The organism is Bradyrhizobium sp. NDS-1 (genome assembly GCF_032918005.1).
Lineage (GTDB): Bacteria > Pseudomonadota > Alphaproteobacteria > Rhizobiales > Xanthobacteraceae > Bradyrhizobium > Bradyrhizobium tunisiense.
Window position 1 is genome coordinate 6,723,882 of record NZ_CP136628.1, and the last position, 24,484, is coordinate 6,748,365.

At 64.9% G+C, this 24,484-nt stretch carries 24 protein-coding genes and 1 pseudogene; 9 read left to right on the forward strand and 16 right to left on the reverse strand.

All coding sequences use genetic code 11. The annotated features are described in order from the left end of the window. Positions 1-22: 22 nt before the first annotated feature. On the forward strand, positions 23-511 hold the full coding sequence (gene purE, locus RX330_RS31365) for a 5-(carboxyamino)imidazole ribonucleotide mutase (RefSeq protein ID WP_212088196.1): 489 nt from the start codon (positions 23-25) through the stop codon (positions 509-511). Then, entirely contained in the window at positions 508-1,614 is a 1,107-nt protein-coding gene (locus RX330_RS31370; RefSeq protein WP_317241060.1) for a 5-(carboxyamino)imidazole ribonucleotide synthase, read from the forward strand. Before purE ends, RX330_RS31370 begins: the two co-directional genes overlap by 4 nt. Positions 1,615-1,661: 47 nt before the next feature. On the opposite strand, the gene aqpZ is transcribed toward RX330_RS31370, so the two are convergent. Next, positions 1,662-2,384, reverse strand: coding sequence for an aquaporin Z (aqpZ, locus tag RX330_RS31375; protein ID WP_317241061.1), 723 nt, complete (start codon positions 2,382-2,384; stop codon positions 1,662-1,664). A 260-nt stretch (positions 2,385-2,644) separates the two neighbouring features. Between aqpZ and rpsU the strand changes: the two genes are divergently transcribed. Both rpsU and RX330_RS31385 read left to right on the forward strand, forming a co-directional pair. After that, the gene (gene rpsU / locus RX330_RS31380) at positions 2,645-2,941 is read left to right on the forward strand and encodes a 30S ribosomal protein S21 (RefSeq protein ID WP_008546194.1); all 297 of its coding nucleotides are present in this window, start codon (positions 2,645-2,647) and stop codon (positions 2,939-2,941) included. A 245-nt stretch (positions 2,942-3,186) separates the two neighbouring features. Beyond that, positions 3,187-3,837: a tetratricopeptide repeat protein gene (locus tag RX330_RS31385; RefSeq protein ID WP_212088190.1), complete on the forward strand. Its 651-nt coding sequence runs from the start codon at positions 3,187-3,189 to the stop codon at positions 3,835-3,837. A 27-nt stretch (positions 3,838-3,864) separates the two neighbouring features. Here RX330_RS31385 and RX330_RS31390 read toward each other — a convergent pair whose 3' ends face one another. The 12 genes from RX330_RS31390 to RX330_RS31445 all read right to left on the reverse strand — a co-directional run bounded on the left by RX330_RS31390 (position 3,865) and on the right by RX330_RS31445 (position 14,746). Beyond that, complete coding sequence (locus RX330_RS31390) at positions 3,865-4,824, reverse strand: hypothetical protein (RefSeq protein WP_317241062.1); 960 nt, start codon at positions 4,822-4,824, stop codon at positions 3,865-3,867. Positions 4,825-4,917: 93 nt separating this feature from the next. After that, positions 4,918-5,202: a cupin domain-containing protein gene (locus RX330_RS31395; RefSeq protein WP_317241063.1), complete on the reverse strand. Its 285-nt coding sequence runs from the start codon at positions 5,200-5,202 to the stop codon at positions 4,918-4,920. 21 nt (positions 5,203-5,223) lie between these two features. Next, positions 5,224-6,321: a calcium:proton antiporter gene (locus RX330_RS31400; protein WP_317241064.1), complete on the reverse strand. Its 1,098-nt coding sequence runs from the start codon at positions 6,319-6,321 to the stop codon at positions 5,224-5,226. Between the two features lie 49 nt (positions 6,322-6,370). Then, a complete protein-coding gene (locus RX330_RS31405) occupies positions 6,371-7,843 on the reverse strand; it encodes a sodium:proton antiporter (protein WP_375848396.1) in 1,473 nt (490 codons plus the stop codon). After that, complete coding sequence (locus RX330_RS31410; protein ID WP_212088182.1) at positions 7,803-8,597, reverse strand: alpha/beta hydrolase; 795 nt, start codon at positions 8,595-8,597, stop codon at positions 7,803-7,805. Before RX330_RS31410 ends, RX330_RS31405 begins: the two co-directional genes overlap by 41 nt. A gap of 210 nt (positions 8,598-8,807) precedes the next feature. Further along, entirely contained in the window at positions 8,808-10,205 is a 1,398-nt protein-coding gene (locus RX330_RS31415) for an NAD(P)(+) transhydrogenase (Re/Si-specific) subunit beta (RefSeq protein WP_317241065.1), read from the reverse strand. A 38-nt stretch (positions 10,206-10,243) separates the two neighbouring features. Beyond that, positions 10,244-10,561 (reverse strand): proton-translocating transhydrogenase family protein, encoded by a 318-nt coding sequence (locus RX330_RS31420; protein WP_135170766.1) that lies wholly within the window; start codon positions 10,559-10,561, stop codon positions 10,244-10,246. 12 nt (positions 10,562-10,573) lie between these two features. Further along, a complete protein-coding gene (locus tag RX330_RS31425; RefSeq protein ID WP_212088178.1) occupies positions 10,574-11,701 on the reverse strand; it encodes a Re/Si-specific NAD(P)(+) transhydrogenase subunit alpha in 1,128 nt (375 codons plus the stop codon). Between the two features lie 139 nt (positions 11,702-11,840). Continuing rightward, the gene (locus RX330_RS31430) at positions 11,841-11,993 is read right to left on the reverse strand and encodes an aa3-type cytochrome c oxidase subunit IV (RefSeq protein WP_008136857.1); all 153 of its coding nucleotides are present in this window, start codon (positions 11,991-11,993) and stop codon (positions 11,841-11,843) included. Positions 11,994-12,090: 97 nt separating this feature from the next. Next, the gene (locus RX330_RS31435; protein ID WP_317241067.1) at positions 12,091-12,486 is read right to left on the reverse strand and encodes a type II toxin-antitoxin system death-on-curing family toxin; all 396 of its coding nucleotides are present in this window, start codon (positions 12,484-12,486) and stop codon (positions 12,091-12,093) included. A 12-nt stretch (positions 12,487-12,498) separates the two neighbouring features. Continuing rightward, the gene (locus RX330_RS31440) at positions 12,499-12,723 is read right to left on the reverse strand and encodes an AbrB family transcriptional regulator (protein ID WP_212088174.1); all 225 of its coding nucleotides are present in this window, start codon (positions 12,721-12,723) and stop codon (positions 12,499-12,501) included. Between the two features lie 85 nt (positions 12,724-12,808). Continuing rightward, entirely contained in the window at positions 12,809-14,746 is a 1,938-nt protein-coding gene (locus tag RX330_RS31445; protein WP_212088172.1) for a M3 family oligoendopeptidase, read from the reverse strand. A 127-nt stretch (positions 14,747-14,873) separates the two neighbouring features. Between RX330_RS31445 and RX330_RS31450 the strand changes: the two genes are divergently transcribed. The 3 genes from RX330_RS31450 (at position 14,874) to RX330_RS31460 (ending at position 20,777) form a co-directional block, all read left to right on the forward strand. Next, positions 14,874-16,370 carry a sigma-54-dependent transcriptional regulator gene (locus RX330_RS31450; RefSeq protein WP_317241068.1) on the forward strand — a complete coding sequence of 499 codons (1,497 nt, stop codon included), beginning with the start codon at positions 14,874-14,876 and terminating at the stop codon, positions 16,368-16,370. 347 nt (positions 16,371-16,717) lie between these two features. Further along, entirely contained in the window at positions 16,718-18,889 is a 2,172-nt protein-coding gene (locus tag RX330_RS31455; protein ID WP_317241069.1) for a murein L,D-transpeptidase, read from the forward strand. Between the two features lie 271 nt (positions 18,890-19,160). After that, entirely contained in the window at positions 19,161-20,777 is a 1,617-nt protein-coding gene (locus RX330_RS31460) for a DUF882 domain-containing protein (RefSeq protein WP_317241070.1), read from the forward strand. 36 nt (positions 20,778-20,813) lie between these two features. Here RX330_RS31460 and RX330_RS31465 read toward each other — a convergent pair. The 3 genes and pseudogenes from RX330_RS31465 to RX330_RS31475 all read right to left on the reverse strand — a co-directional run bounded on the left by RX330_RS31465 (position 20,814) and on the right by RX330_RS31475 (position 22,167). Then, a pseudogene (locus tag RX330_RS31465) lies at positions 20,814-21,240 on the reverse strand (DUF1801 domain-containing protein). Between the two features lie 150 nt (positions 21,241-21,390). Beyond that, positions 21,391-21,663, reverse strand: a complete 273-nt coding sequence (locus RX330_RS31470; protein WP_014492426.1) for a DUF2312 domain-containing protein — start codon at positions 21,661-21,663, stop codon at positions 21,391-21,393. A gap of 198 nt (positions 21,664-21,861) precedes the next feature. Next, entirely contained in the window at positions 21,862-22,167 is a 306-nt protein-coding gene (locus RX330_RS31475; RefSeq protein WP_317241071.1) for a DUF1244 domain-containing protein, read from the reverse strand. A 177-nt stretch (positions 22,168-22,344) separates the two neighbouring features. Between RX330_RS31475 and RX330_RS31480 the strand changes: the two genes are divergently transcribed. Together RX330_RS31480 and pyk are read left to right on the forward strand one after the other, a co-directional pair. After that, on the forward strand, positions 22,345-22,938 hold the full coding sequence (locus tag RX330_RS31480) for a DUF1036 domain-containing protein (RefSeq protein WP_212088154.1): 594 nt from the start codon (positions 22,345-22,347) through the stop codon (positions 22,936-22,938). Beyond that, positions 22,935-24,371, forward strand: a complete 1,437-nt coding sequence (gene pyk, locus RX330_RS31485; protein ID WP_212088152.1) for a pyruvate kinase — start codon at positions 22,935-22,937, stop codon at positions 24,369-24,371. Before RX330_RS31480 ends, pyk begins: the two co-directional genes overlap by 4 nt. The last annotated feature ends 113 nt before the right edge of the window (positions 24,372-24,484 follow it).

Genomic DNA, 24,484 nt, shown 5'->3' on the forward strand with positions numbered 1-24,484 from the left:
GTTTTTCGGGCACAATAACGTCATGACCGCGCCGATCGCCATCATCATGGGAAGCCAGTCGGACTGGGACACGATGCGGCATGCCGCCGACACGCTCGGCGCGCTCGGCGTTGCCGCCGACACCCGCATCGTTTCGGCCCACCGCACCCCCGACCGGCTGTTTGCTTTCGCCAAGGGGGCCAAGGCCGCTGGTTACAAAGTCATCATCGCCGGCGCTGGAGGCGCGGCCCATCTGCCCGGCATGGCGGCGGCGCTGACCGAGCTCCCGGTGTTCGGCGTTCCCGTCGAATCCAAGACGCTCAAGGGCCTCGATTCGCTCTATTCGATCGTCCAGATGCCGGCCGGCATCCCGGTCGGCACCCTCGCCATCGGCAAGGCCGGCGCGATCAACGCCGCGCTGCTGGCAGCCTCCGTATTGGCCTTGTCCGACCCGGCCTTGTCCAATCGCCTCGCCGCCTGGCGCAAGGCTCAGACCGAGGCCGTCGCCGAGCGCCCGGAGGACAAGGCGTGAGCGATACCAGGCACGTGAAGCTGAAGCCCGGTGACACCATCGGAATCCTCGGCGGCGGACAATTGGGCCGGATGCTGGCCATGGCTGCGGCACGGCTCGGCCTGCGCTGCCAGGTGTTCTCGCCCGATCCGGACTCGCCAGCCTTCGACGTCGTCTTGAACGCGACCTGCGCCGAATATGCCGATGTCGAAGCGCTCGAACTGTTCGCGGGCGACGTCGACGTCATCACCTACGAATTCGAGAACGTGCCCGCCGCGGCCGCGATGGTGCTCGATGCACGCCGACCCGTGCTGCCCAACCGCAAGATTCTCGAGACCACCCAGGACCGGCTCGCCGAGAAGGATTTCGTGACGCGGCTCGGCATCGGCACTGCAGCCTATGCCGATGTCACCTCAGTGGCTTCATTGCGCGAGGCGATCGCCAGGATCGGACTGCCGGCCGTACTCAAGACCCGCCGCTTCGGTTATGACGGCAAGGGCCAGACCATCATCCGCGAGGGCGACGACATCGCCAAGGTGTGGACCAGCCTCGCCACGAAATCGGCAATCCTGGAAGCCTTCGTGCCGTTCGAGCGCGAGATCTCCGTGATCGCCGCACGCTCGATCACGGGCCAGGTCGAATGCTTCGACGTCACCGAGAACGAGCACCGCGACCACATCCTGAAGATATCGCGCGCGCCCGCCCCGATCCCGGATTCGCTCGCCGAGGACGCGCGCAGCATCGCCGGCAAGATCGCGAGGGCGCTCGACTATGTCGGCGTCCTCGCCGTCGAGATGTTCGTGCTCGCCAATGGCACCGGACCGAAGGTGCTGGTCAACGAGATCGCCCCGCGCGTGCACAATTCCGGGCACTGGACGCTGGACGGCGCCTCCGTCTCGCAATTCGAGCAGCATATCCGCGCCATCGCCGGCTGGCCGCTCGGCAAGCCGGTGCGCCACGGTGAAATCGTCACCATGACCAATCTGATCGGCGATGAGATCAACGATTACGAAAAATGGCTGACCGTTCCCGGTGCCACGGTGCACATCTACGGCAAAGGCGCGCCGCGCCCCGGCCGCAAGATGGGCCACGTTACCGAAGTCGGGCCGACGAAGAGCAAGTAGCAGGACCGCGGCAATCGCTGCGATCCCGCTTCGCGCGAAAGCGCTCTCTACGCCGTCTTCGCGCCTGCGACGACGCCTGACGGCTCCTCGCTGAGCCAGCGATAGATCACCCCGCCCAGCGCGCCACCGATCAGCGGCGCGACCCAGAACAGCCAAAGCTGCGCCGTCGCCCAGCCGCCGACGAACAGCGCCGGGCCCGTGCTGCGCGCCGGGTTCACCGACGTGTTGGTCACGGGGATGCTGACGAGATGGATCATCACCAGCGCGAGCCCGATCGCGAGCGGTGCGAAGCCGGCGGGCGCGCGGCCATGCGTGGAACCCATGATGATGAAGAGGAACATCATGGTCATCACCACTTCGGTGAGGAAACAGACGATCATGCTGTACTGGCCCGGCGAATGCGCATCATAGCCGTTGGACGCGAAGCCCTTGCTGACGTCGAATCCGGGAGCCCCGCTGGCGATGACATAGAGCAGCCACGCGGCCACGATCGCGCCGGCCACCTGGGCGATCACATAGGGCAGGATCTGCCCGGCGGGAAAACGGCCGCCTGCGGCAAGACCGACCGTGACCGCCGGATTGAGGTGGCAACCCGAGATATGGCCGATGGAATAGGCCATCGTGACGACGCTCAAGCCGAACGCGAGGGAGACGCCGACCAGGCCGATTCCGACCTGAGGAAAGCCGGCGGCGATCACCGCGCTCCCGCAACCTGCGAATGTGAGCCAAAACGTGCCGATGGCTTCAGCGGCGTATTTCTTGATATCCATGTGTCGTCCCCTACTTTCAAAGTTTCCGGAACAAGGCTCCGGAAACGGCCCCACACTTGGCGTCAAATCTCCCAAATCAGGGCCGCACGGAGGTATTTTGCCTTATTTAATGGCTGAACTTGGCCCAAATCCCCGCCTGGCCGGTGGACATCCCCCGTTTTGTCTGATACATCCGCGCCCTCAAGGTTAAGGGCTTGTGCGTTTCGCCATCCCCTTCGTCTTACCAGAATTCAAATCCGATCCACTGAAGAGGATGCCGCGTGCAGGTTCTCGTTCGCGATAACAATGTCGATCAAGCCCTCAAGGCGCTGAAGAAGAAGATGCAGCGCGAGGGAATTTTCCGCGAGATGAAGCTCCGCGGTCACTACGAAAAGCCCTCCGAGAAGAAGGCCCGCGAAAAGGCCGAAGCCGTGCGCCGCGCGCGCAAGCTGGCCCGCAAGAAGCTGCAGCGCGAAGGCCTGCTGCCGATGAAGCCGAAGCCGGTGTTCGGCGCCGGTCCCGGTGGCGACCGCGGCGGTCGTGGCGGCCCGGGTGCAGGTCCGCGCGGACCGCGCTGATCGACCTCGCGCGTTTAGCAAGACTTCAGTTTCCGATGACGCGGGCCTCTGGCCCGCGTTATTGTTTGTGAGCGGTGCCTTTCCGGGACGGGGCACGACCGATGCGGCGCTAAAGCGCGATGAAATAGGACAGATTGTCATCGCGCTTTAGTTTGTTGTCTGGGCATGATCTCTTCGGAACCGCTACACACTTTTCGCTGCGGGCCTTCGGGTCCCGATCATGCTCTAGCGCGAGCGAACCGTAGATGGCCTCCCCTTTCCCCGAGCGCGGCTTGGCACGGCTACGCCAGATCTGGCAGCGGCCGTTCGCGCTGGTTTTGATGGGGATCGCGCTGTGCGGCTGCTCCTTCGATCTGGGATCGCTGATGCCGGAGAAGGACAAGCCTCAGGAAGCTCCCAAGGCGGCCGCACCGGTTGAGAGCGCGGTGAGCACCGGCAACGTCACCGAGGCTCAGGCCCACACCGCGAAAGCCCAATCCCTGGCGAAGTCAGGCGAGACTGCGGCGGCACTCGACGAGTTCAATCGCGCCGTCGGGCTGGATCCCTATAATGCGCAGGCGCTCTATGGCCGCGCCCTGATCTATCAAGGCAATAACCAGCACGATTTCGCGATCGCCGATTTCACCGCGGCGAGCGGGCTCAACCCGCAGAAGGTCGAGCCCCTGCTCGGCCGCGCCACCAGCCATCTCGCGCTCGGCAAGGTCAAGGAGGCCGCAGCCGATCTGGATGAGGCCTCCGAGGCCGATCCGCACAACGCCCAGGTCTGGACAACGCGCGGACAGGCCTATGAACGGCTGGGCGACAAGGCCAAGGCGGCGGCGTCCTACACCAGGGCTGTCTCGCTTCGCCCACGCGACGATGCCGCGCGCAGCGGCCTCGCCCGCGTCGGCGGCTGACGATAGGGGCGCAACGCAGTCGCTGCCTTAATCGGGGGTGGCGTTCTTCGGCAGAACGGAGTTGAACATCGACTTCATGCCCGAGAGCATCTCGTCGGCGACATTGGTCTTCTTCGGCCGCGGCAAGGAGGCGCCGGCGTCGGCGCGCAGATCCAGCGGCGGCGCGATCACCGGCACGGGAATGTCAGCCGGCGGCGTCACCCGATTCGGATCGCCCTTGCTGACCGAGGCGGTGTAGGGCGCACCGGCCGACGAGAAGCCATCATTGCCATAGGCCTCGGATGAAGGCGTCGATACCGTGATCGGCGGCGGCAGCGGACGGACCGTAGCCGGCTCCATACTGATGACCCGCGGGGCCTCTGGCGTCGCACGGGCGGCTTCCCGCACCGCAGGCTCTGTCGGCCTCTCGGCTGATCTGGCCTCGGACGGCCGAACCTCGGCGGGCTTGATCTCGGAAGATCTGGCCTCAACCGACCTGCCTTCGGACGGCTTGCCCTCAGGCGATTTGCGCAGGCGCTCGATCGCGGCACGGACGAGATCGTTGGCGTCGGGGGTCGCAGCCGGCGCCGAATTGGCCTCCGCCACCGGGGCAGCGGGAGCGGCTGCAGTGACGGCCGGGGTCGACGTCGGCGAAGACTTGGCGGCCGCCTTCTCGCGCGCCGACGGCTTGCTGCGCGGACTGGCTTCGGCCGGTGTCACATCCGCGGATTTGTGCTCGACGACCGGCTGGTCGGCAGCCTTCTCAGCCGCCGGCTTGTCCGTCACGCTCTTTTCGGGAATGCCTTTGGCCTTGACGCCGGGAGCAGGGAGATTGGCGACATCGGCGGGGTTGCCGTTCTTTCCGGCCTCGGCCGGGGCCACGACGGCCGCAGGGGCATCAGCCGCCGGCTTGGCGTTGATGTAATGGTTAACGATATACGCCCCGATGATCGTCGCGAGCACCGAGGGGAAAATATCCATCGAGATTTTAGCGAGGTATTTCAGCATTCCGGCCACTCCCCGCGCGATCTGATGCGGGAACTTTGGGGCATAGTAAGGGATCAACTGCGACGGATCGATGGCAAGTGGGTAAGGTCGGACTTACGGCTTCAGCTCGATCTCAAGGAACACGATCTCGGTTGAGGTTTCGTTAAGTACGTCATGCTGGACGCCGGCCTTGCGGAAATAGGATTTCCCGGCCGCAAGCTGCGCCTTGGAACGCTCCCCGCCGGGCGCCACGATGGTCATTTCACCCGCGGCGACGGGAACAATGACGTAGTCCATGCCGTGGGTGTGATGCCCGGTGGCACTGCCGGGCGGAAGGCGCCATTCCGTCACCCGGACCTCCTCATTGTCGACCTGAACCTCGGACCTGGCGGCAAGCATCGGAACTCCCCCTATTGCGCTTCAGGGCACGAAGACCATGAACACGTAGACCGCAAATACCACCATATGGACCAGTCCGAACAGGACATTGGTCCTGCCTGTGCCGAAGGTCAGCATGCTCAGGAAGAAGGTCAGGAGCAAGAGCACGCTGCCCTGGGCGTTGAGGCCGAGCTCGAGCTCCTTGTCGAGCGCGTAGGTGGCAACGCCGACGGCCGGGATGGTCAGCCCGATGGTCGCCAGCGACGAGCCCAGCGCGAGGTTGATGCTCTTCTGGAGGTCGTTCTTGCGGGCCGCCGAGACGGCCGCCACCCCCTCCGGCATCAGGATCAGCAGCGCGACCAGAAGTCCGGTAAAGGCCGGCGGGGCGCCGATCTTGATCGCGACGGCGTCGACCACGAGCGAGAACTTCTTGGCGAGCAGCACGACCGCAAGCAGCGCAACCAGCAGCAGCACGACGCTGAGCACCAGCATCCTGCCCGACTGATGCGCCTCGCCGCTGCCGCCGTCCGACCGCTCGTGAACGAAGTAGTCCTTGTGCAGGACGGTCTGGGTGTAGAGGAACACGCCGTACAGGGCCAGCGTGACCACGTCGACGAAACCGAGCTGAATCGCCGAATAGACGGGCCCGGGCGCGGTGGTGGTGTAGTTCGGCATGATCAGCGTGATGGTCGCGAGCGCGAACAGGACGCTGAGATAGACGTTGGCGCCGGAGAGCTGAAAACCCTGCTCGCGATAGCGCAGGCCGCCGATGAAGATGCAAAGTCCGACGAGGCCGTTGCAGACGATCATGACCACGGCGAACACGGTGTCGCGCGCCAGTGCCGGGGCAGGCTTGTCGCCGAGCATGATCGTGGTGATCAGTGCGACCTCGATGATGGTCACCGAGAGCGTCAGCACCAGCGTGCCATAGGGTTCGCCGACCCGCTCCGCGATCACTTCGGCATGATGAACCGCGGCGAACACCGCGCCGAACAGGATGACCAGAAGCACGATGGCGAAGACGAGCCCGCCCGGCGACAGCGTGAACACGTAGTCCGTCGCGCTGACGGCTGCGAACAACAGCACGGCGAGCGCCGGAAAGATCCAGGTCGACCGGGGCATCGGACTATGCGCGCTCATCCACAACTTCCATTTTCCTGGATGAGCAGTAGCAAATCAGGCGCGAGATTCAATGCCAGTCCAGGAACGGCGCGACCGGCAGCAGCGTCAGCAGCACGAACAGCGGGATCAGCACGGCGCCGGCGCGCAGGAGATAGCCGAAGAAGCTCGGCATTTTGATGCCGTTCTCGCTGGCAATGCTGCTCACCATGAAGTTCGGCGCGTTGCCGATATAGGTGAGCGCCCCCATGTAGACGGCCCCCATGGAGATCGAGGCGAGCGTGCCCGAGAGCTGGTGCATCAGCACTTGCGGGTCGCCGCCGGCCAGCTCGAAGAACAACAGATAGGTCGGCGCATTGTCGAGGAACGCGGACATCAGACCCGTGAACCAGAAATAGGCGACTTCGCGCGGCGCACCGTCCGGCGCAGTCACCGCCGACAGCAGCCAGGCGAAGGCGCCGTGATGACCGGCATTGAGCATGGCAATGACCGGGATGATGGCGACGAAGATTCCCGCGAACAGTTTTGCGACCTCGCGGATCGGCTCCCAGGTGAAGCCGTTGGCCTGCCTGTGCTCGTCGGGCGTCAGCCATACCGAGAGCGCAGCGATGGCCAGCATCGCCAGATTGCGCACGACGTCCTCCAGTTCCAGCTTGGTGCCGAAAATGTCGAAGGCAATGCCAGGCTTCCACATCGCCGACGCCAGCAGGCTCGCGACGATGGCCGCGATCAGCACCAGATTGACGAGGCCGCGGATGCGCAGCGGCTCCCCGCGGCCGGTATCGGCGGCCGGCGGCTCACTGCGAAAGCGCCAGAGGTCGATGACGACGAAGATGGCGAGCAGCAGCCCGGCCACGATCGCGGTCTGCAACCAGATCGTCCGCGTGGTCCAGAAGAAGTCGACGCCGTGCAGGAAGCCGACGAACAGCGGGGGATCGCCGAGCGGGCTCAGCGCGCCCCCGACATTGGCGACGAGGATGATGAAGAAAACGACGACATGGGTGTTGTGGCGCCGAGGCCGGTTGGCGCGGATCAACGGACGGATCAGGATCATCGCAGCACCGGTGGTGCCGACGATGCTCGCCCCGAACGTGCCCAGCGCAAGGATGCCCAAATTGGTCGCGGGCGTCGCCTTGATGTCGCCGGTGATGAGGATGCCGCCGGCCACGACATAGAGCGCGAACAGCAGCACGATGAAGCCGAGATATTCGGCGAGCATGGCATGGACGAGCGCCGCCAGCGTCGCCGTGCTGCCGGCAAAGACAATGAGCGCGGCAAGTGCCAGCACCGACCAGGCAGCTGCGATCTTGCCGTAGTGATGATGCCAGATCTTCGGAAACAGCAGCGGGCCCAGCGCGATCGACAGCAACAGGCCGGCAAAGGGCAGCGCATAGGGCCAGCGCATCGCCGCCCCGTCCAGCCCGGTCGCCGCAAGCGCATCCTGGGGCAGAAGAGGCAGGCAGAAGACGGCAAGCGCAGAACCGCGGCGTGCAAACAAGCTGTCAATTGCCAATGAAGTCTCTCGCCGTTTCGATTGCGCCATATTGATCGAGATCGTCGTGCCCGCCGGCCATGCGGACGAACCGCTTGGGCTCATGGGCGAGCGCGAACAGACGCTCTCCGAACGCGATCGGAATGGCAAGATCGTTGGTGCCATGCATCACGAGGAGCGGCACAGTGACGCGCGCGATGCGCTCGTCGGAATGGAAGGGATCACGCATCAACAGGCGGACCGGAACGTACCAGAACGATGCCGCCGCAATGTCGGCCGTCGATGTATAGGGCGCCTCCAGGATGAGTTTTCCAACGCGATGCTCCGAGGCGATGGCAACCGCGACGCCCGTCCCGAGTGAAAACCCCCAGGCGACGATGCGTTCCGCCGCATAGCGCGCGCTCGTGAAGGCATACGCGGCTGCGGCATCGCGCAGCAGGCCCTGCTCACTGGGCGCGCCGCTCGAGCCGGCATAGCCGCGATAGGACAGCGCGACGAGCCCGGTACCGTCAGCCGTCATCGCCTTGAAGCGGCTGACGCGGCCGGCGAGAAAATCACCATTGCCCGGGAAGTACAGGATCACGGGACGGCCGGGCTTTGCCGGCACGTGCCAGACGATGACCTTCTCGCCGTCCGACGTCGTCAGGATGTGCTCTTCCGCCCCGGGCAGGCCCGCGGCATCGGGGGCGGTGCGGCCGACGCGCGGGATCGGAAACAGCATCTCGCGCTGCCGGACATAGAGCATGACGAGACCGGCGCAATAGACGGTCACGAGCAGGACGGCGATCCACTTGAAGACGGTCATGATGCGCAGCACGCCTTTCGGCTCAGGGCTTGCGCCGGCTCCGCAGCAATTTCATGACCTCGGGCCGAAGGCTGGCCGGAACGTCGCGGCAGCCGCACGCCGCCTCGTGGGCGGCGCGCCAGGCAATACGCTGCTCGCGCGTCGCCTTCAGTGGCATGCGACGGGACCGGTGCCATTCCTGTCGATGGCCACGGTCCGCGTGCCTCGGCGCTACATCGCCTTGACGATGTTCTCGGTGACCTTCTTGGCGTCGCCGAGCAGCATCATGGTGTTGTCGCGATAGAACAGCGGATTGTCGATGCCGGCGTAACCCGAGGCGAGCGAGCGCTTGATGAACATCACGGTGCCGGCCTTCCAGACCTGAAGCACGGGCATGCCGTAGATCGGCGAGGTCTTATCCTCTTCGGCCGCCGGGTTGGTGACGTCGTTGGCGCCGATCACGAAGGCGATGTCGGCCTGCGCGAATTCGGAGTTGATGTCCTCGAGCTCGAACACCTCGTCATAGGGCACGTTGGCTTCGGCGAGCAGCACGTTCATGTGACCGGGCATGCGGCCGGCAACCGGGTGAATGGCGTATTTCACCTCGACGCCTTCCTTCTTCAGGATGTCGCCCATCTCGCGCAGCGCATGCTGGGCCTGCGCCACCGCCATGCCGTAGCCGGGCACGATGATGACCTTCTGCGCGTTCTTCATGATGAAGGCCGCATCGTCCGCCGAGCCGAGCTTGGCGGGCTTCTGCTCGCCCGTGCCGCCGCCGGCCGCGGCGGTCTCGCCGCCGAAGCCGCCGAGGATGACCGAGATGAAGGACCGGTTCATCGCGTGGCACATGATGTAGGACAGGATCGCACCGCTTGATCCGACCAGCGCGCCGGTGATGATCAGCGCCGAATTGCCGAGCGTGAAGCCGATGCCGGCCGCAGCCCAGCCGGAGTAGGAGTTCAGCATCGAGATCACGACCGGCATGTCAGCGCCGCCGATCGGGATGATCATCAGCACGCCGAGCACCAGCGCGATGATTGTGATCAGCCAGAAATCGACCGCACTGCCGGAACGAACCAGGCCGAAAATGAAGAACACCAGCGCCAACGCAAGCACGATGTTGATGATGTGGCGGAACGGCAGGATGATCGGCGCGCCGCTCATGCGCGCGGACAGCTTCAGGAACGCAATCACCGAGCCGGTGAAGGTCAGCGCGCCGATGGCGACGCCGAGCGACATTTCGATCAGGCTGGAGGCATGGATGTTGCCGGGCGTGCCGATGTCGAACGCCTCGGGCGCGTAGAACGCGCCGGCGGCGACCAGCACGGCGGCCATGCCGACCAGCGAGTGGAAGGCCGCGACCAGTTCCGGCATCGAGGTCATCGGCACGCGGCGCGCGATCACCGCGCCGATGGCGCCACCAATGGCGATGCCGAGGATCACCAGGATCCAGGCGACTCCGTCCGCCGGCGGATGACTGGCGAGCGTGGTCGCGACCGCGATGCCCATGCCGATCATGCCGAACAAATTGCCCTGGCGCGACGTCGCCGGGCTCGACAGCCCGCGCAGCGACAGGATGAACAGCACTCCCGCCACGAGATACAAAAATGCAGAGAGGTTGGCGCTCATCTCAGGTCCCCATTATCCCATCAGCCCGAGGTGGCCGCTTACTTGGCTTTCTTCTTGTACATCGCCAGCATGCGCTGGGTGACAAGGAAGCCGCCAAAAATGTTCACGCAGGCAAAGACGAGCGCGACGAAGCCGAAGCCGCGCGCCCAGCCCGAGCCGCTCGAAACCATGCCGACGCCGACCGCGAGAAGCGCACCGACCACGATCACCGAGGAGATCGCGTTGGTCACGCTCATCAGCGGGGTGTGCAGCGCCGGCGTCACCGACCACACCACGAAATAACCGACGAAGACGGCGAGGACGAAGATCGACAGCCGGAAGACGAAGGGGTCGACGACCTGTGCAACATGCTCCATGGCGATCTCTCCTTATGCCTTCGGCTGGAAGTTCGGGTGGATGACGGCGCCGTCTTTCGTGAGCGCGGTCGCCTTGACCAGCTCGTCGTCCCAATTGACGGCGAGCTTCTTCTCTGTCTTGTCGACCATGGTCTCGATGAAAGAGAACAAGTTGCGCGCATAGAGGCTGGAGGCCGAGGCCGCGACGCGGCCGGCGACGTTGGTGTAGCCGACGATCTTGATGCCATCGAGATCGACGACCTCGCCCGGCTTCGCGCCTTCGACATTGCCGCCGCGCTCGACGGCGAGGTCGACCAGCACCGAGCCCGGCTTCATCGACTTGACCATCTCGGCGCTGACCAGCTTCGGCGCCGGCCGGCCCGGAATCAGCGCGGTGGTGATCACGATGTCCTGTTTCTTGATGTGCTCGGCGGTGAGCGCGGCCTGCTTGGCCTGATACTCCTTGGACATCTCCTTGGCGTAGCCGCCGGCGGTCTGGGCGTTCTTGAACTCCTCGTCCTCGACGGCGAGGAATTTTGCGCCGAGCGATTCGACCTGTTCCTTCGTCGCAGGCCGCACGTCGGTCGCGGTCACGACGGCGCCGAGGCGGCGCGCGGTCGCGATGGCCTGGAGGCCGGCGACGCCGACACCCATCACGAAGACCTTCGCGGCGGGCACGGTGCCGGCCGCCGTCATCATCATCGGGAAGGCGCGGCCGAAGGCCTCGGCGCCCTCGATCACGGCGCGGTAACCAGCAAGGTTCGCCTGCGAAGACAGCACGTCCATCACCTGCGCGCGCGTGATGCGCGGCATCAGCTCCATCGCGAAGGCGGAGACACCGGCATCGGCGATCGTCTTCAGCGCGGCCTCGTTGCCGTAGGGATCCATGATGGCGATGACGAGCGCGCCACGCTTGTACTGCGACAGCTCCGAGGCCTCGGGGCGCTTCACCTTGATGATAATGTCGGCGTCTTTCAGCGCGTCCGCGCTGACGGTGGCGCCTACGGCGGTGAATTCGGAATCCGGCAGGCCCGATTTGATGCCGGCGCCCGGCTCGACGGCAATCTCGGCGCCCAACGCCTTAAACTTCTTCACCGTATCAGGCGAAGCGGCGACCCGCGGCTCCGACGGATCGATTTCCTTGGCAACGGCGATCTTCATAGGCCCTCCGGCGGCGCGGGACAGCGCGCGCGCAAAACTAAGCGTTACTCCCGCAGCGTTCGATACCGGTTTTGGGACCGGCTTAGATGCAAATATTCTGGGCAGTGGCTGCCGCTGGCGTGTGCAGCCTGCCGACAGTTCAGGTCAGGAAGATCGCCATCAGAATGACGATGAGCGCGACCGAGGCCGTGCCGTACTTCACCAGCTTGATGAAGCCCTCATAGGTCTGCTCGTGGGCAACGTAATCGTTGCCGTCGGCGGTGGTGTACGCCACTTCGCTATGGTCAGCCATGTATTGTCCCCAGTCTAAAGTCGAATTCTTGGGCTGGGATACCGCAAAGCTTCGGGCAGGGCAACGGCACCTGGACGCGGTTTTCCCGCAAATCGGGTCATTTGGAATTCCAATTGTCCCGGATCCAGCGCGCGAGGCTTTCCTCGCTGACTTCGCCGGCGGCAAGGGACAGGACAATAGTGGCCGCTTCCGCTGGATCGGGAATAAAGGCAGCACCGTTCTTGTGCAGAAAGACCATCATCGCCATGAAAGCGATGCGCCTGTTTCCATCGACGAATGCATGATTTTTCGCAAGGCCGAATGCGTATGCTGCAGCGAGTTCGTCCATCGACGCCTGCTCACAGCGCCATTTGGTGACCGGCCACTCCAGCGCGGAGCGTAGCATGCCTTCGTCGCGCAATCCTGGCGCCCCGCCAAAACGGCGAAGTTGCCGGCCATGAATTGCGACGGCCTGCTCGTAAGCGATCCAGAGCGGCCCCTGAAGATCGCTCATGCGCGCAGCCGGCTATTTTGCAAGCGCGGCGAGCGTGTCGCGATACTTGTCCATCAGCTCGTCGGCAATTTCCATTGTCCGCCCGAAGTCGGGATCGTAAGGCAACAGCTGGAAACCACCGCCGGGTAATTCCACGATGTGCAATTGCTGCCCGCGCTTGAGATCGAGCCGTTGCATCAATTCACGAGGCAGCAATAGCCCGTCCGAATTGCCGATCTTCTTGATCTCGATTTTCATGGCCGACATCTACCGCGTTATACATATGTATAACATGACAAACGGCCGGTTGAACAGATGTTTTACGGACGTCGCCCGGCTCCCCTCAGCCCATCGCCTCCAGCTCGTCGATCATCCCCGCGATGACGCTGAGCCCGCCGTCCCAGAACTTAGGGTCCTTGGCATCCAATCCGAACGGGCGCAGCAGCTCGGAATAATGCTTGGTGCCGCCGGCCGCGAGCATGTCGAGATAGCGCTCGGCAAAACCCTCGGCCGCGTTCTCGTAGACCGCATAGAGCGAGTTCACCAGGCAATCGCCGAAGGCATAGGCGTAGACGTAGAACGGCGAATGGATGAAGTGCGGGATGTACATCCAGTAGTTCTCGTAGCCTGCCTTGATCTCGATGGCCGGCCCCAGGCTCTCGCCCTGCACCGACAGCCAGATCTCGCCGAGCCGCGTCGCGGTGAGCTCGCCGTTCTTGCGCTCGGTGTGGACCGCGCGCTCGAACGAATAGAACGCGATCTGGCGCACCACGGTGTTGATCATGTCCTCGACCTTGCCGGCCAGCAGCGCCTGGCGCTGCTTGGCGCTCTTGGTCTGCGCGAGCAGCCGCCGGAAGGTCAGCATCTCCCCGAACACGCTCGCGGTCTCGGCCAGCGTCAGCGGCGTCGGCGCCATCAGCGCGCCGTTCTTCGCCGCCAGCACCTGATGCACGCCATGGCCGAGCTCATGGGCGAGCGTCATCACGTCGCGCGGCTTGCCCTGGTAGTTCATCAGCACATAAGGGTGCGCCGACGGCGTGGTCGGATGCGAGAAAGCGCCCGGCACCTTGCCCGGGCGCACCGGCGCGTCGATCCAGCGATCGGTGAAGAAACGCTCGGCGATGTCGGCCATCCTGGGCGAGAAGCCGCGGTAGGCCGTCAGCACCATGTTGCGTGCATCGGGCCAGCCGATGATGTCGGTCGCGGCAAAGGGCAGCGGCGCGTTGCGGTCCCAGTATGCGAGCCGCTTCTTGCCGAACCACTTCGCCTTGAGCGCGTAATAGCGATGCGACAGCTTTGGATAGGCCGCGCGCACGGAAGCGACCAGCGCATCCACCACCTCGCGTTCGACGCGGTTGTTCAGATGGCGGGAATCCGCGACGTCCTTGAAGCCGCGCCAGCGGTCGGAGATGTCCTTGTCCTTGGCGAGCGTATTGGTGATCAGCGCAAAGGTACGCTCATTGGCCTTGAAGGTCTTGGCCAGCGCCTCCGCTGCGGCCTTGCGCTTGGCACCGTCGCGGTCCTGCAACAGATTGAGCGTCGGCTCGATCGCCAGCTCCTTGGACCCGACCTTGAAGCGCAGGCTGGAGATGGTCTGGTCGAACAGCCGGTTGAAGGCGGAATAGCCGGTCTGCGCCTTCTCCAGGAAGAGCTGCTCTAGCTTGTCGTCGAGCTGATACGGCTTCTCCTTGCGGAGATCCTCGATCCACGGACGGTAGTACGCGAGCTCGGGCGTTTGCATCGCGTGGTTCAAAATATCGTCATCGACGCGATTGAGCTCGAGCGCGAAGAACAACAGATGCGTGGACGCGGCCGTCAGCCGCTCGGAGACATCCCCGTAAAACTTTGAAATCTTGGGGTCCACGCTGTCACCGGCATGGATGAGGCCGGCATAGGAGCCGAGACGGCCGGCGAGATCGTCGATCGCCTCATAGCGTCGCACCGCCTCCGCGAGCCATTTTCCGCCATCTTCGTTTGCTGTCCCTGTCGCCAGCTTGCCCTTGTAGTCGGTCTCGAACGCGACACAGTCGGCATCCATCTTTTCGAGATCGCGCGCCACTTCCGGCGCATCGATCCCGGAATAAAGATCAGCCAGGTTCCACTCCGGAAGCTTGCCGGTCTTGCTCGCAGGCTTTGCCGACGAAGATCTGGCGAGTGACGTTTTGGAGGACTTTGCCTTGGCTGGAGTTTTCTTGGCGGCAGATTTCTTGACGGCGGATGCTTTAGCGGCAGGCTTGCGGAGAGCGTGCTTTTCAAGAGCGTTCTTGGAGCGCGAAGTCATTGTGTGGGAAACCTGTGTTCAACAATCGCGACGGCGGGCTGGGGCATCAAGGTTTAAGAGTGCGTTAATCGGCTTCGGCCAGAGTGCCCCGATTCGAGACAGATAGTAGTAGCGTGCGGGGAACACCATGGCTGCCAGTATTTTGATCGCCGACGACGACGCCGTAGCTCGCCGGCTGGTCGAGAACATGGTGCAGAAATGCGGCTATGAGACGGTCGTCGTGGATTCCGGCGACGCCGCGATCGCCGCCCTCACCGCCCCCGATGCAGCGCCGATCGATGCCGTCATCCTCGATCTCGTGATGCCCGGCCTCGACGGCATGGGCGTGCTGGCGAAGATCCGTGACGCCGGCCTCAGCGTCCCAGTCATCGTGCAGACCGCCCATGGCGGCATCGACAACGTGATTTCGGCGATGCGCGCCGGTGCGGCCGATTTCGTGGTCAAGCCGGTCGGTGTGGAGCGGCTTCAGGTCTCCTTGCGCAATGCGCTCAACGCCTCCGCGCTCAAGGGCGAATTGCAGCGCATCCGGCACAGCCGCGAGGGTCGGCTGACCTTCTCGGACATCATCACCCGCTCCGAAGCGATGGCCGGCGTGATGCGCGCCGCGCAGAAGGCGGCAAACTCCGCGATTCCCGTTCTGATCGAAGGCGAGTCCGGCGTCGGCAAGGAGCTGTTCGCGCGCGCCATCCATGGCAGCGGCGAGCGCAAGGCAAAGCCGTTCGTCGCGGTCAATTGCGGCGCGATCCCCGACAACCTCGTCGAGTCCATTCTGTTCGGCCACGAAAAGGGGGCTTTCACCGGCGCCACCGAGCGGCACATGGGCAAATTCGTCGAAGCTCATGGCGGCACGTTGTTTCTGGACGAGGTCAGCGAGCTGCCGCTCACTGCGCAGGTCAAGCTGCTGCGCGCGCTCCAGGAAGGCGCGGTCGAGGCCGTCGGCGGCCGCAAGCCTGTCAAGGTCGACGTCCGCATCGTCTCGGCGACCAATCGCCGGCTGCTGGAGCGGGTGAAACAGGGACACTTCCGCGAAGACCTGTTCTATCGCCTGCACGTGCTGCCGCTGACGATCCCCTCGCTCCGGGCCCGGCGCGAGGACGTCCCGCATCTGCTCCGGCATTTCCTGGCGCGCTTTGCCGCCGAAGAGAACCGCCAGATCACCGGCATCAGCGGCGAGGCCATGGCACATCTCGCCCAACTCGACTGGCCCGGCAACATCCGCCAGCTCGAAAACGCCGTCTACCGTGCGGTGGTGATGAGCGAGGGCGATCAGCTCGGTCTTGGCGACTTCCCTCTGCTGGCATCGCAGCCGCATCCCGCAACCGAGATTCCGACCGCTCCGCTGATGCTCGAGCCGGCGGCGACCCCTTCAATGGTATCGGGGAATGAAATACCCATCGCGCCGCTCCCGGCCGCGGGAACTCTTGCCATGCTGACCCCGACCGGCGATGTCCGCGCACTCGAGGACATGGAGAACGAGATCATCCGCTTCGCGATCTCGCATTATCGCGGCCAGATGTCCGAGGTGGCCCGCCGCCTCAAAATCGGCCGGTCCACCCTCTATCGCAAACTCGACGAGGCCGGGGTTCCCGGGCATGGCGGCAAAAGCGGTGAAGAGACGCACTGAGCCTCATGCGAACGGAGGTTCGCGGGGCGATGCGAGACCGGCAGTAAGCCGTTCGCAAGACGATAGAATTCGACTGCGCCCTGAACCGTGACTTGGAAGTGACAGACACAGGGAAAAGCGCGTGGGACAAGCGCACAATCCGTTGCCAAGAGGCGCCCTTGAAGTCAGTTTGGCGTGAGTTGTCCCGGTTAGCGCTGGCTGCAAATCCGGGGCCTGTATATCGTCTGCGTATGAATCGTTGCGTGCAGGCGTGCAACTTTCGAGAGGCCGGCGCGATTTAGCCGAAACTCATAGGCGAAAAACGAAGCTGTTCCACGAGGGACAGTTCACCCGAGGGGTGCGACACAATGCGTGACTGTTTGAACCACCGTGCGGGCTTTGACCGTGTCTTGATGACGGTCGCGGCAACCTTCCTCACGGTGTCGGCCAGCTCGGCCCTGGCGCAGGATCAGGCGCGCAGCAGCGCTGCCGAGCTCGCGATCGAAGCCGCAATCCCGCGTCCCGAGCCCGCCAACGTCCCGCCGCCGACCGCCTCCGACGTCAAGCTCGACACCACCGCGACGCTTCAGGACTCGGCCAGGGAACCCGCGAAGGCCGCAGCCGCACCGGCGCCCGACAAGGTCGAGACCAAGCCTGCCGACATCGCGACCTCGCCTGCCACCGAGGCGCCCAAGAGCGAGTCCGCAAAAACCGAGCCCGCCAAATCTGAACCTGCCAAGGCTGACACCGCAACCGCCCCGCCCGTCGCTCCTGCGGCGCCGGCCGCCGAGCCGGTCAAGGCCGCAAGCAACGTTCCCGCCGCCGACCAGCCGGTCGCCGACAAGCTCAAGGACATCATCGGCGCCAAGACGTCGCGCTATTTCGACCGCAAGAACGAGCGCGCGGCGATCGAGAAGTTTTATGGCGCACGTGACTTCGCGCCGGTCTGGACGCAAGGCGGCAGCCTGACCGCCGCGGCCAAGGGCGTCATCGCGCGGCTGAAGGACGCGGCCTCCGACGGCCTCAACCCTGCCGACTATGCGGTGCCGGATTTCGCCAGCGCCACGACGCCCGATACGCTCGCCGACGCCGAGCTGAAGCTCACCGCCAGCATGTTCGACTATGCGCGCCACGCCCAGAGCGGCCGCATGCACTGGTCGCAGGCCAGCGGCGACATCCTCTATCCCGAGCATCCGGTCGATCCGAACGAGGTGCTCGCCAAGGTCACGACCGCGGCGGATGCCTCCGCGGCGCTCGACAGCTACAACCCGCCGCATAAGCTCTACAAGGAGCTGAAGGCCAAGCTCGCCGAGCTGCGCGGCCAGGGCAACGGCCCGGTGATCGAGATCGCCGACGGTCCGGCGCTGAAATATACCCCGGCCGGCAAGAAGCAGGCCGAGATCGTCGTGGAGGATCCGCGCGTGCCGCAGCTGCGCGCCAAGCTCGGCATTACCGAGAACGCAAACGACACCCGCTACGACGCGGCCGTGGCCGAGGCCGTGCGCAAATTCCAGAGCGGCGCCGAGATGAAGGCGACCGGCATCCTCGACGACAAGACGGTCAAGGCGCTCAACACCCCGAAGCGCGACAAGCAGATCGACGTGGTGCTGGTGAACATGGAGCGCTGGCGCTGGCTGCCGCGAGACCTCGGCGCGCCGGCGCTCGGCGATGCCTATGTCATCCTCAATATTCCCGATTTCACCTTGAAGGTGATGCAGCGTGGACAGCAGGTCTGGACCACACGCGTCGTCACCGGAAAGCCGGGCAAGCAAGCCACCCCGCTCCTCACCGAGACGATGAAGTACATCACGGTCAACCCGACCTGGAACGTGCCGCCGTCGATCGTCTACAACGAGTACCTGCCGGCGCTGCAGCAGGATCCGACCGTGCTCCAGCGCATGGGCTTGAGGCTCGAGCAAAACCGCGACGGCTCGGTGCACATCTCGCAACCGCCCGGCGAAGCCAACGCGCTCGGCCGCATACGTTTCAACTTCCCGAACAAGTTCCTGGTCTATCAGCACGACACGCCGGACAAGCACCTGTTCGCCAAGGAAGAGCGCGCGTTCAGCCACGGCTGCATGCGCGTGCAGAATCCGGATCAGTACGCCTCCGTGCTGCTCAACATCGTGATGCCCAACGAGAAGTACACGCCGGAGCGTATCCGCAGCATGTACGGCAAGAGCGAGATCGACCTGAAATTCCCAACGCCGATTCCGGTCAACATCACCTATCAGACCGCTTTCGTGGACGACGCCGGCAAGCTGCAATTCCGCAAGGATGTGTATGGCCGCGACGCGGTCATGATCAACATCCTGAAGGGCAACCGCGGCAAGGACCTCGAGGCCATCGTGGCGCACTCGCAGCCGAGCTATTCGCGCCCGGCGACGACGCTGCCGTCAGGGGTAGCGGTGGCCAACAACGGCGGTGGCTTCGGCTCGTCCGGCCCGAACTTCTTCGAGCGGCTGTTCGGAGGCGGAGCCCCGACCCCGCCGGCCCCGATCGGCCGCAGGACCCAGCAGCAGCGGGTGTTTACCCGCTAAGCTCCGTTCGACGAATTCTGCAACGAAATCAGCGGCCCCGTCCCATGGACGGGGCCGCTTAACGTTAACCATTGTCCACCTAGGCCCGGGCGATGGGCGTTTTTTTGCCACAGTCAACCGGTTAGGTTTGTATTCTGACTTGGTTTGGGGGCGGGAAGGTCAACCTCAAATTAACCTTCTCGCTTTAATAAAGCGTTCATCCTCTTTCGCGCGGCTACGGGGTTGGCGGGAGAGTCCATTTTGAACGCTCGTCGACTGGGTGGGCTCATACGTGCTGACTGGTCTCGCACGCCAATTCGTTGTGCTGTCGTTGTCCCATGCGGGAGTGAAGGCCGGATCCAGGATCGGCCTTGCTGCCGCACTGCTGCTTGCTGCCGCAGGTTCGGTTCATGACGCCGCCGCGCTGAACGAGACCAAGACACTCTCCTTCCACCACACTCATTCGGGCGAAGACCTCACCGTCACCTTCAAGCGCGACGGGCGCTATGACGAGGCGGCGCTGAAGCGGCTCAACCACTTCCTGCGTGACTGGCGTACCCAGGATGAGACGGTCATGGACCGTCGCCTGTTCGACATCCTCTGGGAAGTCTACCGCGACGTCGACGGCAAGCAGCCGATCCAGATCATCTCCTCCTACCGATCCCCCGCCACCAACGCCATGCTCCGCCGCCGCTCCTCCGGCGTGGCGCGCGCCAGCCAGCACATGCTGGGGCATGCGATGGACTTCTACATTCCGGGCGTTCCGCTGGAGCAGATCCGCTTTGCCGGCCTGCGCCTCCAGCGCGGCGGCGTCGGCTTCTATCCGACCTCAGGCTCGCCCTTCGTGCATCTGGATACCGGTAGTGTCCGGCACTGGCCGCGTATGACGCATGACCAGCTCGCCCGCGTCTTCCCGGATGGAAAGACGGTGCATCTGCCGACCGACGGCACGCCGCTGAAGGGTTACGAGCTCGCCAAGGCCGAGATCGAGCGACGCGGCAGCGGCGAGGATTCCGGCAGCAAGCCGAATTTCTTTGCCGCCCTGTTCAAGGGCAAGTCGGCAGCTCCGGCCAGCAGCAGCGACGAGGATGACGAGGGCGCGCCCGCCCCGGCCGCGAAGCCGGCGGCTCCGACCGTGGTCGCCGCCGCGGCGGTCAAGCCTGCCGAACCGGTGCCGACGCCGCGCGCCAAGCCACAAATGGCCGCCACGATCCAGCTCGCCTCGGCCGATGCGCAGCTCGTCGCGGCGCCCAAGCCGAAGCCTGCCCCGGTGGCTGACAAGCCGGCCTCCGGCAAATCTCTTGACGGCAAGCCGGAGACCCCGGCCGACATCATCAATGCCCGCGGCTTCTGGGATGATGTGCCCGCGCCACAACAGGCGACGCCGGCGCAGATCGCTGCGCTGAAGGCCCGCCAGGCCCTTGCCGCCGCCACCGATCCGCAACCCACCGCGAGCGTGTCCAACACGGCCCTTCAGGCGCTGGCGTTCGCGCCGGCCGCCTCTCCGGTTGACCGCGCCAATGTCGTCGCCGCCTCGGCGCCGATCCCACGTTCCGCCCGCCCCGCCTCGCGCAGCCTCGCTCAGGCGACGGAGGTCAACACGGTGGTCGGCAAGAGCGTCGACGGCATGGTCGCGACCGCGACCCGTCTCTCCGCCGCCAAGGGCGAGAGCATCTGGCTCAAGATCGTGATGCTGTCCCCCAGCGCCAGCCGTGCGATGTCGGTCACGCTGATGGGCGAGTTCGACACGGCCGCCCTACGCTCCTATTTCGTCAAGCCGCGGGCCGTGATCGCGATGGGTTTCGTCGACGATCCGATGCAGGGCCTGTCCTGCGACAGCTTCTCGGGCAGCGCGACCGCGAAGCTCGAGACCACCTCGTTCGTCGTGCGCACCGCCGCGCTGCGCTGAAGCTGGTACGCTTCACCACGTCCAAGAACGTAACCTTTACCGCGCTTTCCGTGCCCGCCGATCCAGGTGATACGTCAACGCCAGCGACAGGCAGACGATGAGCTCCTGCTTCGGCAGCTTGCCCGCCACCGGCAACAACAGCGCCCTCGTCTGCCGGTATTCGAACTGATCGGGAAAGCGCTCGCGAAACGCGTCGATCAGCGTCGTCTTGCAGTTGAACAGAATGGCGGCGTGTGTGGAGTCCTTGATGCGGCCGAGCCGGATCGTAGAGCCGCTGCCGGTCTCATCGGTCAGGTAAGCTGGCTCGCCCCATTTCAACGTTTCCGTGAGCCGGCCGACATCGTCATGCGCCCCCGGCAGTCGCGAAGATCAAGTCGCGCACCTGAAGCAGCCGCTTGCCGATCGGCCCTGGAAGAGCGCCAAAAGCGCGGCTCACCTCGCGCGGCAGCGCCGGTGCAGTCACGGCGGTCTCCGTTCACAGACCAGGTGCAGCATCGCCGATTCGTAGCGCCGATGGAGCGCGGCGCAATCCTGGAAATGCTTCCGCACCGCAAGCACGCGAATTTTCCTGCGCTCGCTCGCGCCGCGGCAGTGGTTGTGAGGCGCCAACGCCTCAGAGCATTCCCAGCGCCTGCATGTAGGTTTCGAGAATGGTCTCGGCCTCGGCGCGCTCGTTCGGGTCCTGCTTGCGCATTCGCACGATGGTGCGCAGCGCCTTGACGTCGTAGCCGTTGCCCTTGCTCTCGGCATAGACGTCGCGGATGTCGTCGGAGATCGCCTTCTTCTCTTCCTCCAGCCGCTCGATGCGTTCGATGATGGATTTGAGCTGGTCCTTGGCAAATTTCGTCGCGGGCTCGTCGTCGCGGACGGCGGCGGAGGTGGCCATCTAGGTACTCCCAATGGAACTGGCAAAACGAGGTGACGCCGGCATCCTCACCGCGCGTGCTGGGGAGAACCCTTAGGGTTGGTGCCGACTGCGTTCAAGGCAGCATCGCGCTCGTCCACAGCGCGCCCACATCTTCCTGCGACAGCGCAAAGAAACCTGTTGTGTGGTGCGACTCAGCGCGGCGACGGCCGGGGCCGCTCAATGCCCGTGGGGATGGACCTTCTTCATCGTCTCAAGCTGCTCGGGCGTGGCCGCGCCCTGGTACTTCGCTTTCCAGGTCTCATAGGGCATGCCGTAGACGGCCTCCCGGCTCTCGTCCTTGCTCAAGGCGACGCCCTGGGCGTCGGCAGCTTCCTTGAGCCAGTTGGACAGGCAGTTGCGGCAGAAGCCGGCGAGATTCATCAGGTCGATGTTCTGAACATCCGTCCGCGTCTTCAGATGATCGACCAGGCGCCGAAATACGGCCGCCTCGAGCTCGGTTCTGGTTTTGTCGTCGATTGCCATGGCTGTATCCCCTTGGGCCTGCCCCGATGGAGGTTACCCTTACGGGATCAGGTGGGGCCTGTCACAGATTTTGCCATATCCCGGCGCAAACCCGCCCGGCAATGGAATGGCCGCTGCCTGGGCCGGTTCCCGACCCCTACGCCAAATCGTCAATGATCTGGTATAGCTACCGCGACAATGATTGCCGAATCTCCCCGCTCCCCGCTTCGCCTGCTCGCCCGGTTGGTCCCGGTGCTGGTGATCGCCTTGCTGTGCCTCTGTGCCAGTCCGGCCTCCGCCGATTTCCGCCTCTGCAACAACACGTCGAGCCGGGTCGGCATTGCGCTCGGCTACAAGGACGCCGAGGGCTGGACCACCGAAGGCTGGTGGAACATCTCGTCCCGCTCCTGCGAGACCCTGCTGCGGGGAACGCTCGTCGCCCGTTACTATTACATCTACGCGATCGACTATGACCGCGGCGGCGAGTGGTCGGGGCAGGCCTTCATGTGCTCGCGCGACAAGGAGTTCACCATCCGCGGCACCGAGGATTGCCTCGCGCGCGGCTACGACCGGACCGGCTATTTCGAGGTCGACACCGGTGAGCAGCGAGCGTGGACCGTGCAGCTGACCGACGCCAACGAACAGCCGGCGCAGCAACGCGTACCCGGCCTGCCTGGTCCGGTTGGCCCGGGCGGGGTTCCGGGTTTGCCCAACAGCCCGCCCGGTGGTACGCCCCCCGCCGCGCCTGGGCTCCCGCCACCTCCCTCGCCACCGTCTGGAAGTAAGCAATGAGGCGTCTTCGCCGTATCAAGATTCTCGCGACGCTGGGACCGGCCTCTTCGGATCTCGCGATGATCCGCCGCCTGTTCGAGGCCGGCGCCGACTTGTTTCGCATCAACATGAGCCACACCCCGCATGACAAGATGCGGGAGCTGGTGGCGACGATCCGCAACGTCGAGAGCAGCTATGGCCGGCCGATCGGCATCCTGGTCGATCTCCAGGGTCCGAAGCTCAGGTTAGGTGCCTTCGCCGAAGGCTCGGTGCAGCTCCAGAACGGCCAGACCTTCACGCTCGATTCCGACAAGGCGCCCGGCGATGCCACGCGCGTCCACCTGCCGCATCCGGAGATCCTGGCGGCGCTGCGGCCCGGTCACGCGCTGCTGCTCGACGACGGCAAGGTACGCCTGATCGCGGAGGAAACCTCCAAGGAGCACGCGGTGACGCGTGTCGTGGTCGGCGGCAAAATGAGCGACCGCAAGGGCGTCAGCCTGCCCGACACCGATTTGCCGGTCTCCGCCATGACGTCGAAGGACCGCGCCGACCTCGAGGCGGCGCTCGTCACCGGCGTCGACTGGATCGCGCTGTCCTTCGTGCAGCGCGCGGACGACGTGCTCGAAGCCAAGAAGATGATCCGCGGCCGCGCTGCCGTGATGGCCAAGATCGAGAAGCCGCAGGCGATCGACCGCCTCGCCGACATCATCGAGGCCTCCGATGCGCTGATGGTGGCGCGCGGCGACCTCGGCGTCGAGCTGCCGCTGGAGCGCGTTCCGAGCCTGCAGAAGCAGATGACACGGATGGCGCGCCGCGCCGGCAAACCGGTGGTGGTCGCGACCCAGATGCTGGAATCGATGATCCAGTCGCCGGTGCCGACCCGCGCCGAAGTCTCCGACGTCGCTACCGCCGTCTATGAGGGCGCCGACGCCATCATGCTGTCGGCGGAATCGGCGGCCGGCAAATTCCCGGTCGAGGCGGTCTCGACCATGAACCGCATCGGCGAGGAGGTCGAACGCGACCCGACCTACCGCTCGGTGATCACGGCGCAGCGCCCCCCGCCGGAATCGACCGCCGGCGATGCCATCGCGGATGCCGCACGGCAGATCGCCGAAACGCTGGACCTGCCCGCCTTGATCTGCTGGACCTCGTCAGGCTCGACCGCCGTGCGCGTCGCGCGCGAGCGGCCGAAGCCGCCGATCGTGGCGATCACGCCGAACATCACCGCCGGCCGCCGGCTCGCGGTGGTCTGGGGCGTGCATTGCGTGGTGGCGGAGGACGCGCGCGACCAGGACGACATGGTCAGCCGCGCCGGCCAGATCGCGTTCCGTGACGGCTTCGTCCGCGCCGGCCAGCGCGTGATCATCGTCGCCGGCGTGCCGCTCGGCATTCCCGGCACCACCAACATGGTGCGCATCGCCTCGGTCGGCCCCGAAGGCGACGCGAACATTTAGGTCCGGCAGGCGCCGCCAAACAAAAATTCGAAAAACAACCCCATGCAAAGGAGCCGGAGGGTCCGGCGGGCTTGCTGCGGTCTTGCGGAAAGGCTCGCTCCGTCAACGACATG

Excerpts from the sequence above, each read along its gene's own strand:
- purE (WP_212088196.1), top strand. The coding sequence starts at position 23 with ATGACCGCGCCGATCGCCATCATCATGGGAAGCCAGTCGGACTGGGAC.
- aqpZ (WP_317241061.1), bottom strand. The coding sequence starts at position 2,384 with ATGGATATCAAGAAATACGCCGCTGAAGCCATCGGCACGTTTTGGCTC.
- RX330_RS31385 (WP_212088190.1), top strand. The coding sequence starts at position 3,187 with ATGGCCTCCCCTTTCCCCGAGCGCGGCTTGGCACGGCTACGCCAGATC.
- RX330_RS31390 (WP_317241062.1), bottom strand. The coding sequence starts at position 4,824 with ATGCTGAAATACCTCGCTAAAATCTCGATGGATATTTTCCCCTCGGTG.
- RX330_RS31395 (WP_317241063.1), bottom strand. The coding sequence starts at position 5,202 with ATGCTTGCCGCCAGGTCCGAGGTTCAGGTCGACAATGAGGAGGTCCGG.
- RX330_RS31400 (WP_317241064.1), bottom strand. The coding sequence starts at position 6,321 with ATGAGCGCGCATAGTCCGATGCCCCGGTCGACCTGGATCTTTCCGGCG.
- RX330_RS31405 (WP_375848396.1), bottom strand. The coding sequence starts at position 7,843 with ATGGCGCAATCGAAACGGCGAGAGACTTCATTGGCAATTGACAGCTTG.
- RX330_RS31410 (WP_212088182.1), bottom strand. The coding sequence starts at position 8,597 with ATGACCGTCTTCAAGTGGATCGCCGTCCTGCTCGTGACCGTCTATTGC.
- RX330_RS31415 (WP_317241065.1), bottom strand. The coding sequence starts at position 10,205 with ATGAGCGCCAACCTCTCTGCATTTTTGTATCTCGTGGCGGGAGTGCTG.
- RX330_RS31420 (WP_135170766.1), bottom strand. The coding sequence starts at position 10,561 with ATGGAGCATGTTGCACAGGTCGTCGACCCCTTCGTCTTCCGGCTGTCG.
- RX330_RS31425 (WP_212088178.1), bottom strand. The coding sequence starts at position 11,701 with ATGAAGATCGCCGTTGCCAAGGAAATCGATCCGTCGGAGCCGCGGGTC.
- RX330_RS31430 (WP_008136857.1), bottom strand. The coding sequence starts at position 11,993 with ATGGCTGACCATAGCGAAGTGGCGTACACCACCGCCGACGGCAACGAT.
- RX330_RS31435 (WP_317241067.1), bottom strand. The coding sequence starts at position 12,486 with ATGAGCGATCTTCAGGGGCCGCTCTGGATCGCTTACGAGCAGGCCGTC.
- RX330_RS31440 (WP_212088174.1), bottom strand. The coding sequence starts at position 12,723 with ATGAAAATCGAGATCAAGAAGATCGGCAATTCGGACGGGCTATTGCTG.
- RX330_RS31445 (WP_212088172.1), bottom strand. The coding sequence starts at position 14,746 with ATGACTTCGCGCTCCAAGAACGCTCTTGAAAAGCACGCTCTCCGCAAG.
- RX330_RS31450 (WP_317241068.1), top strand. The coding sequence starts at position 14,874 with ATGGCTGCCAGTATTTTGATCGCCGACGACGACGCCGTAGCTCGCCGG.
- RX330_RS31455 (WP_317241069.1), top strand. The coding sequence starts at position 16,718 with ATGCGTGACTGTTTGAACCACCGTGCGGGCTTTGACCGTGTCTTGATG.
- RX330_RS31470 (WP_014492426.1), bottom strand. The coding sequence starts at position 21,663 with ATGGCCACCTCCGCCGCCGTCCGCGACGACGAGCCCGCGACGAAATTT.
- RX330_RS31475 (WP_317241071.1), bottom strand. The coding sequence starts at position 22,167 with ATGGCAATCGACGACAAAACCAGAACCGAGCTCGAGGCGGCCGTATTT.
- RX330_RS31480 (WP_212088154.1), top strand. The coding sequence starts at position 22,345 with ATGATTGCCGAATCTCCCCGCTCCCCGCTTCGCCTGCTCGCCCGGTTG.
- pyk (WP_212088152.1), top strand. The coding sequence starts at position 22,935 with ATGAGGCGTCTTCGCCGTATCAAGATTCTCGCGACGCTGGGACCGGCC.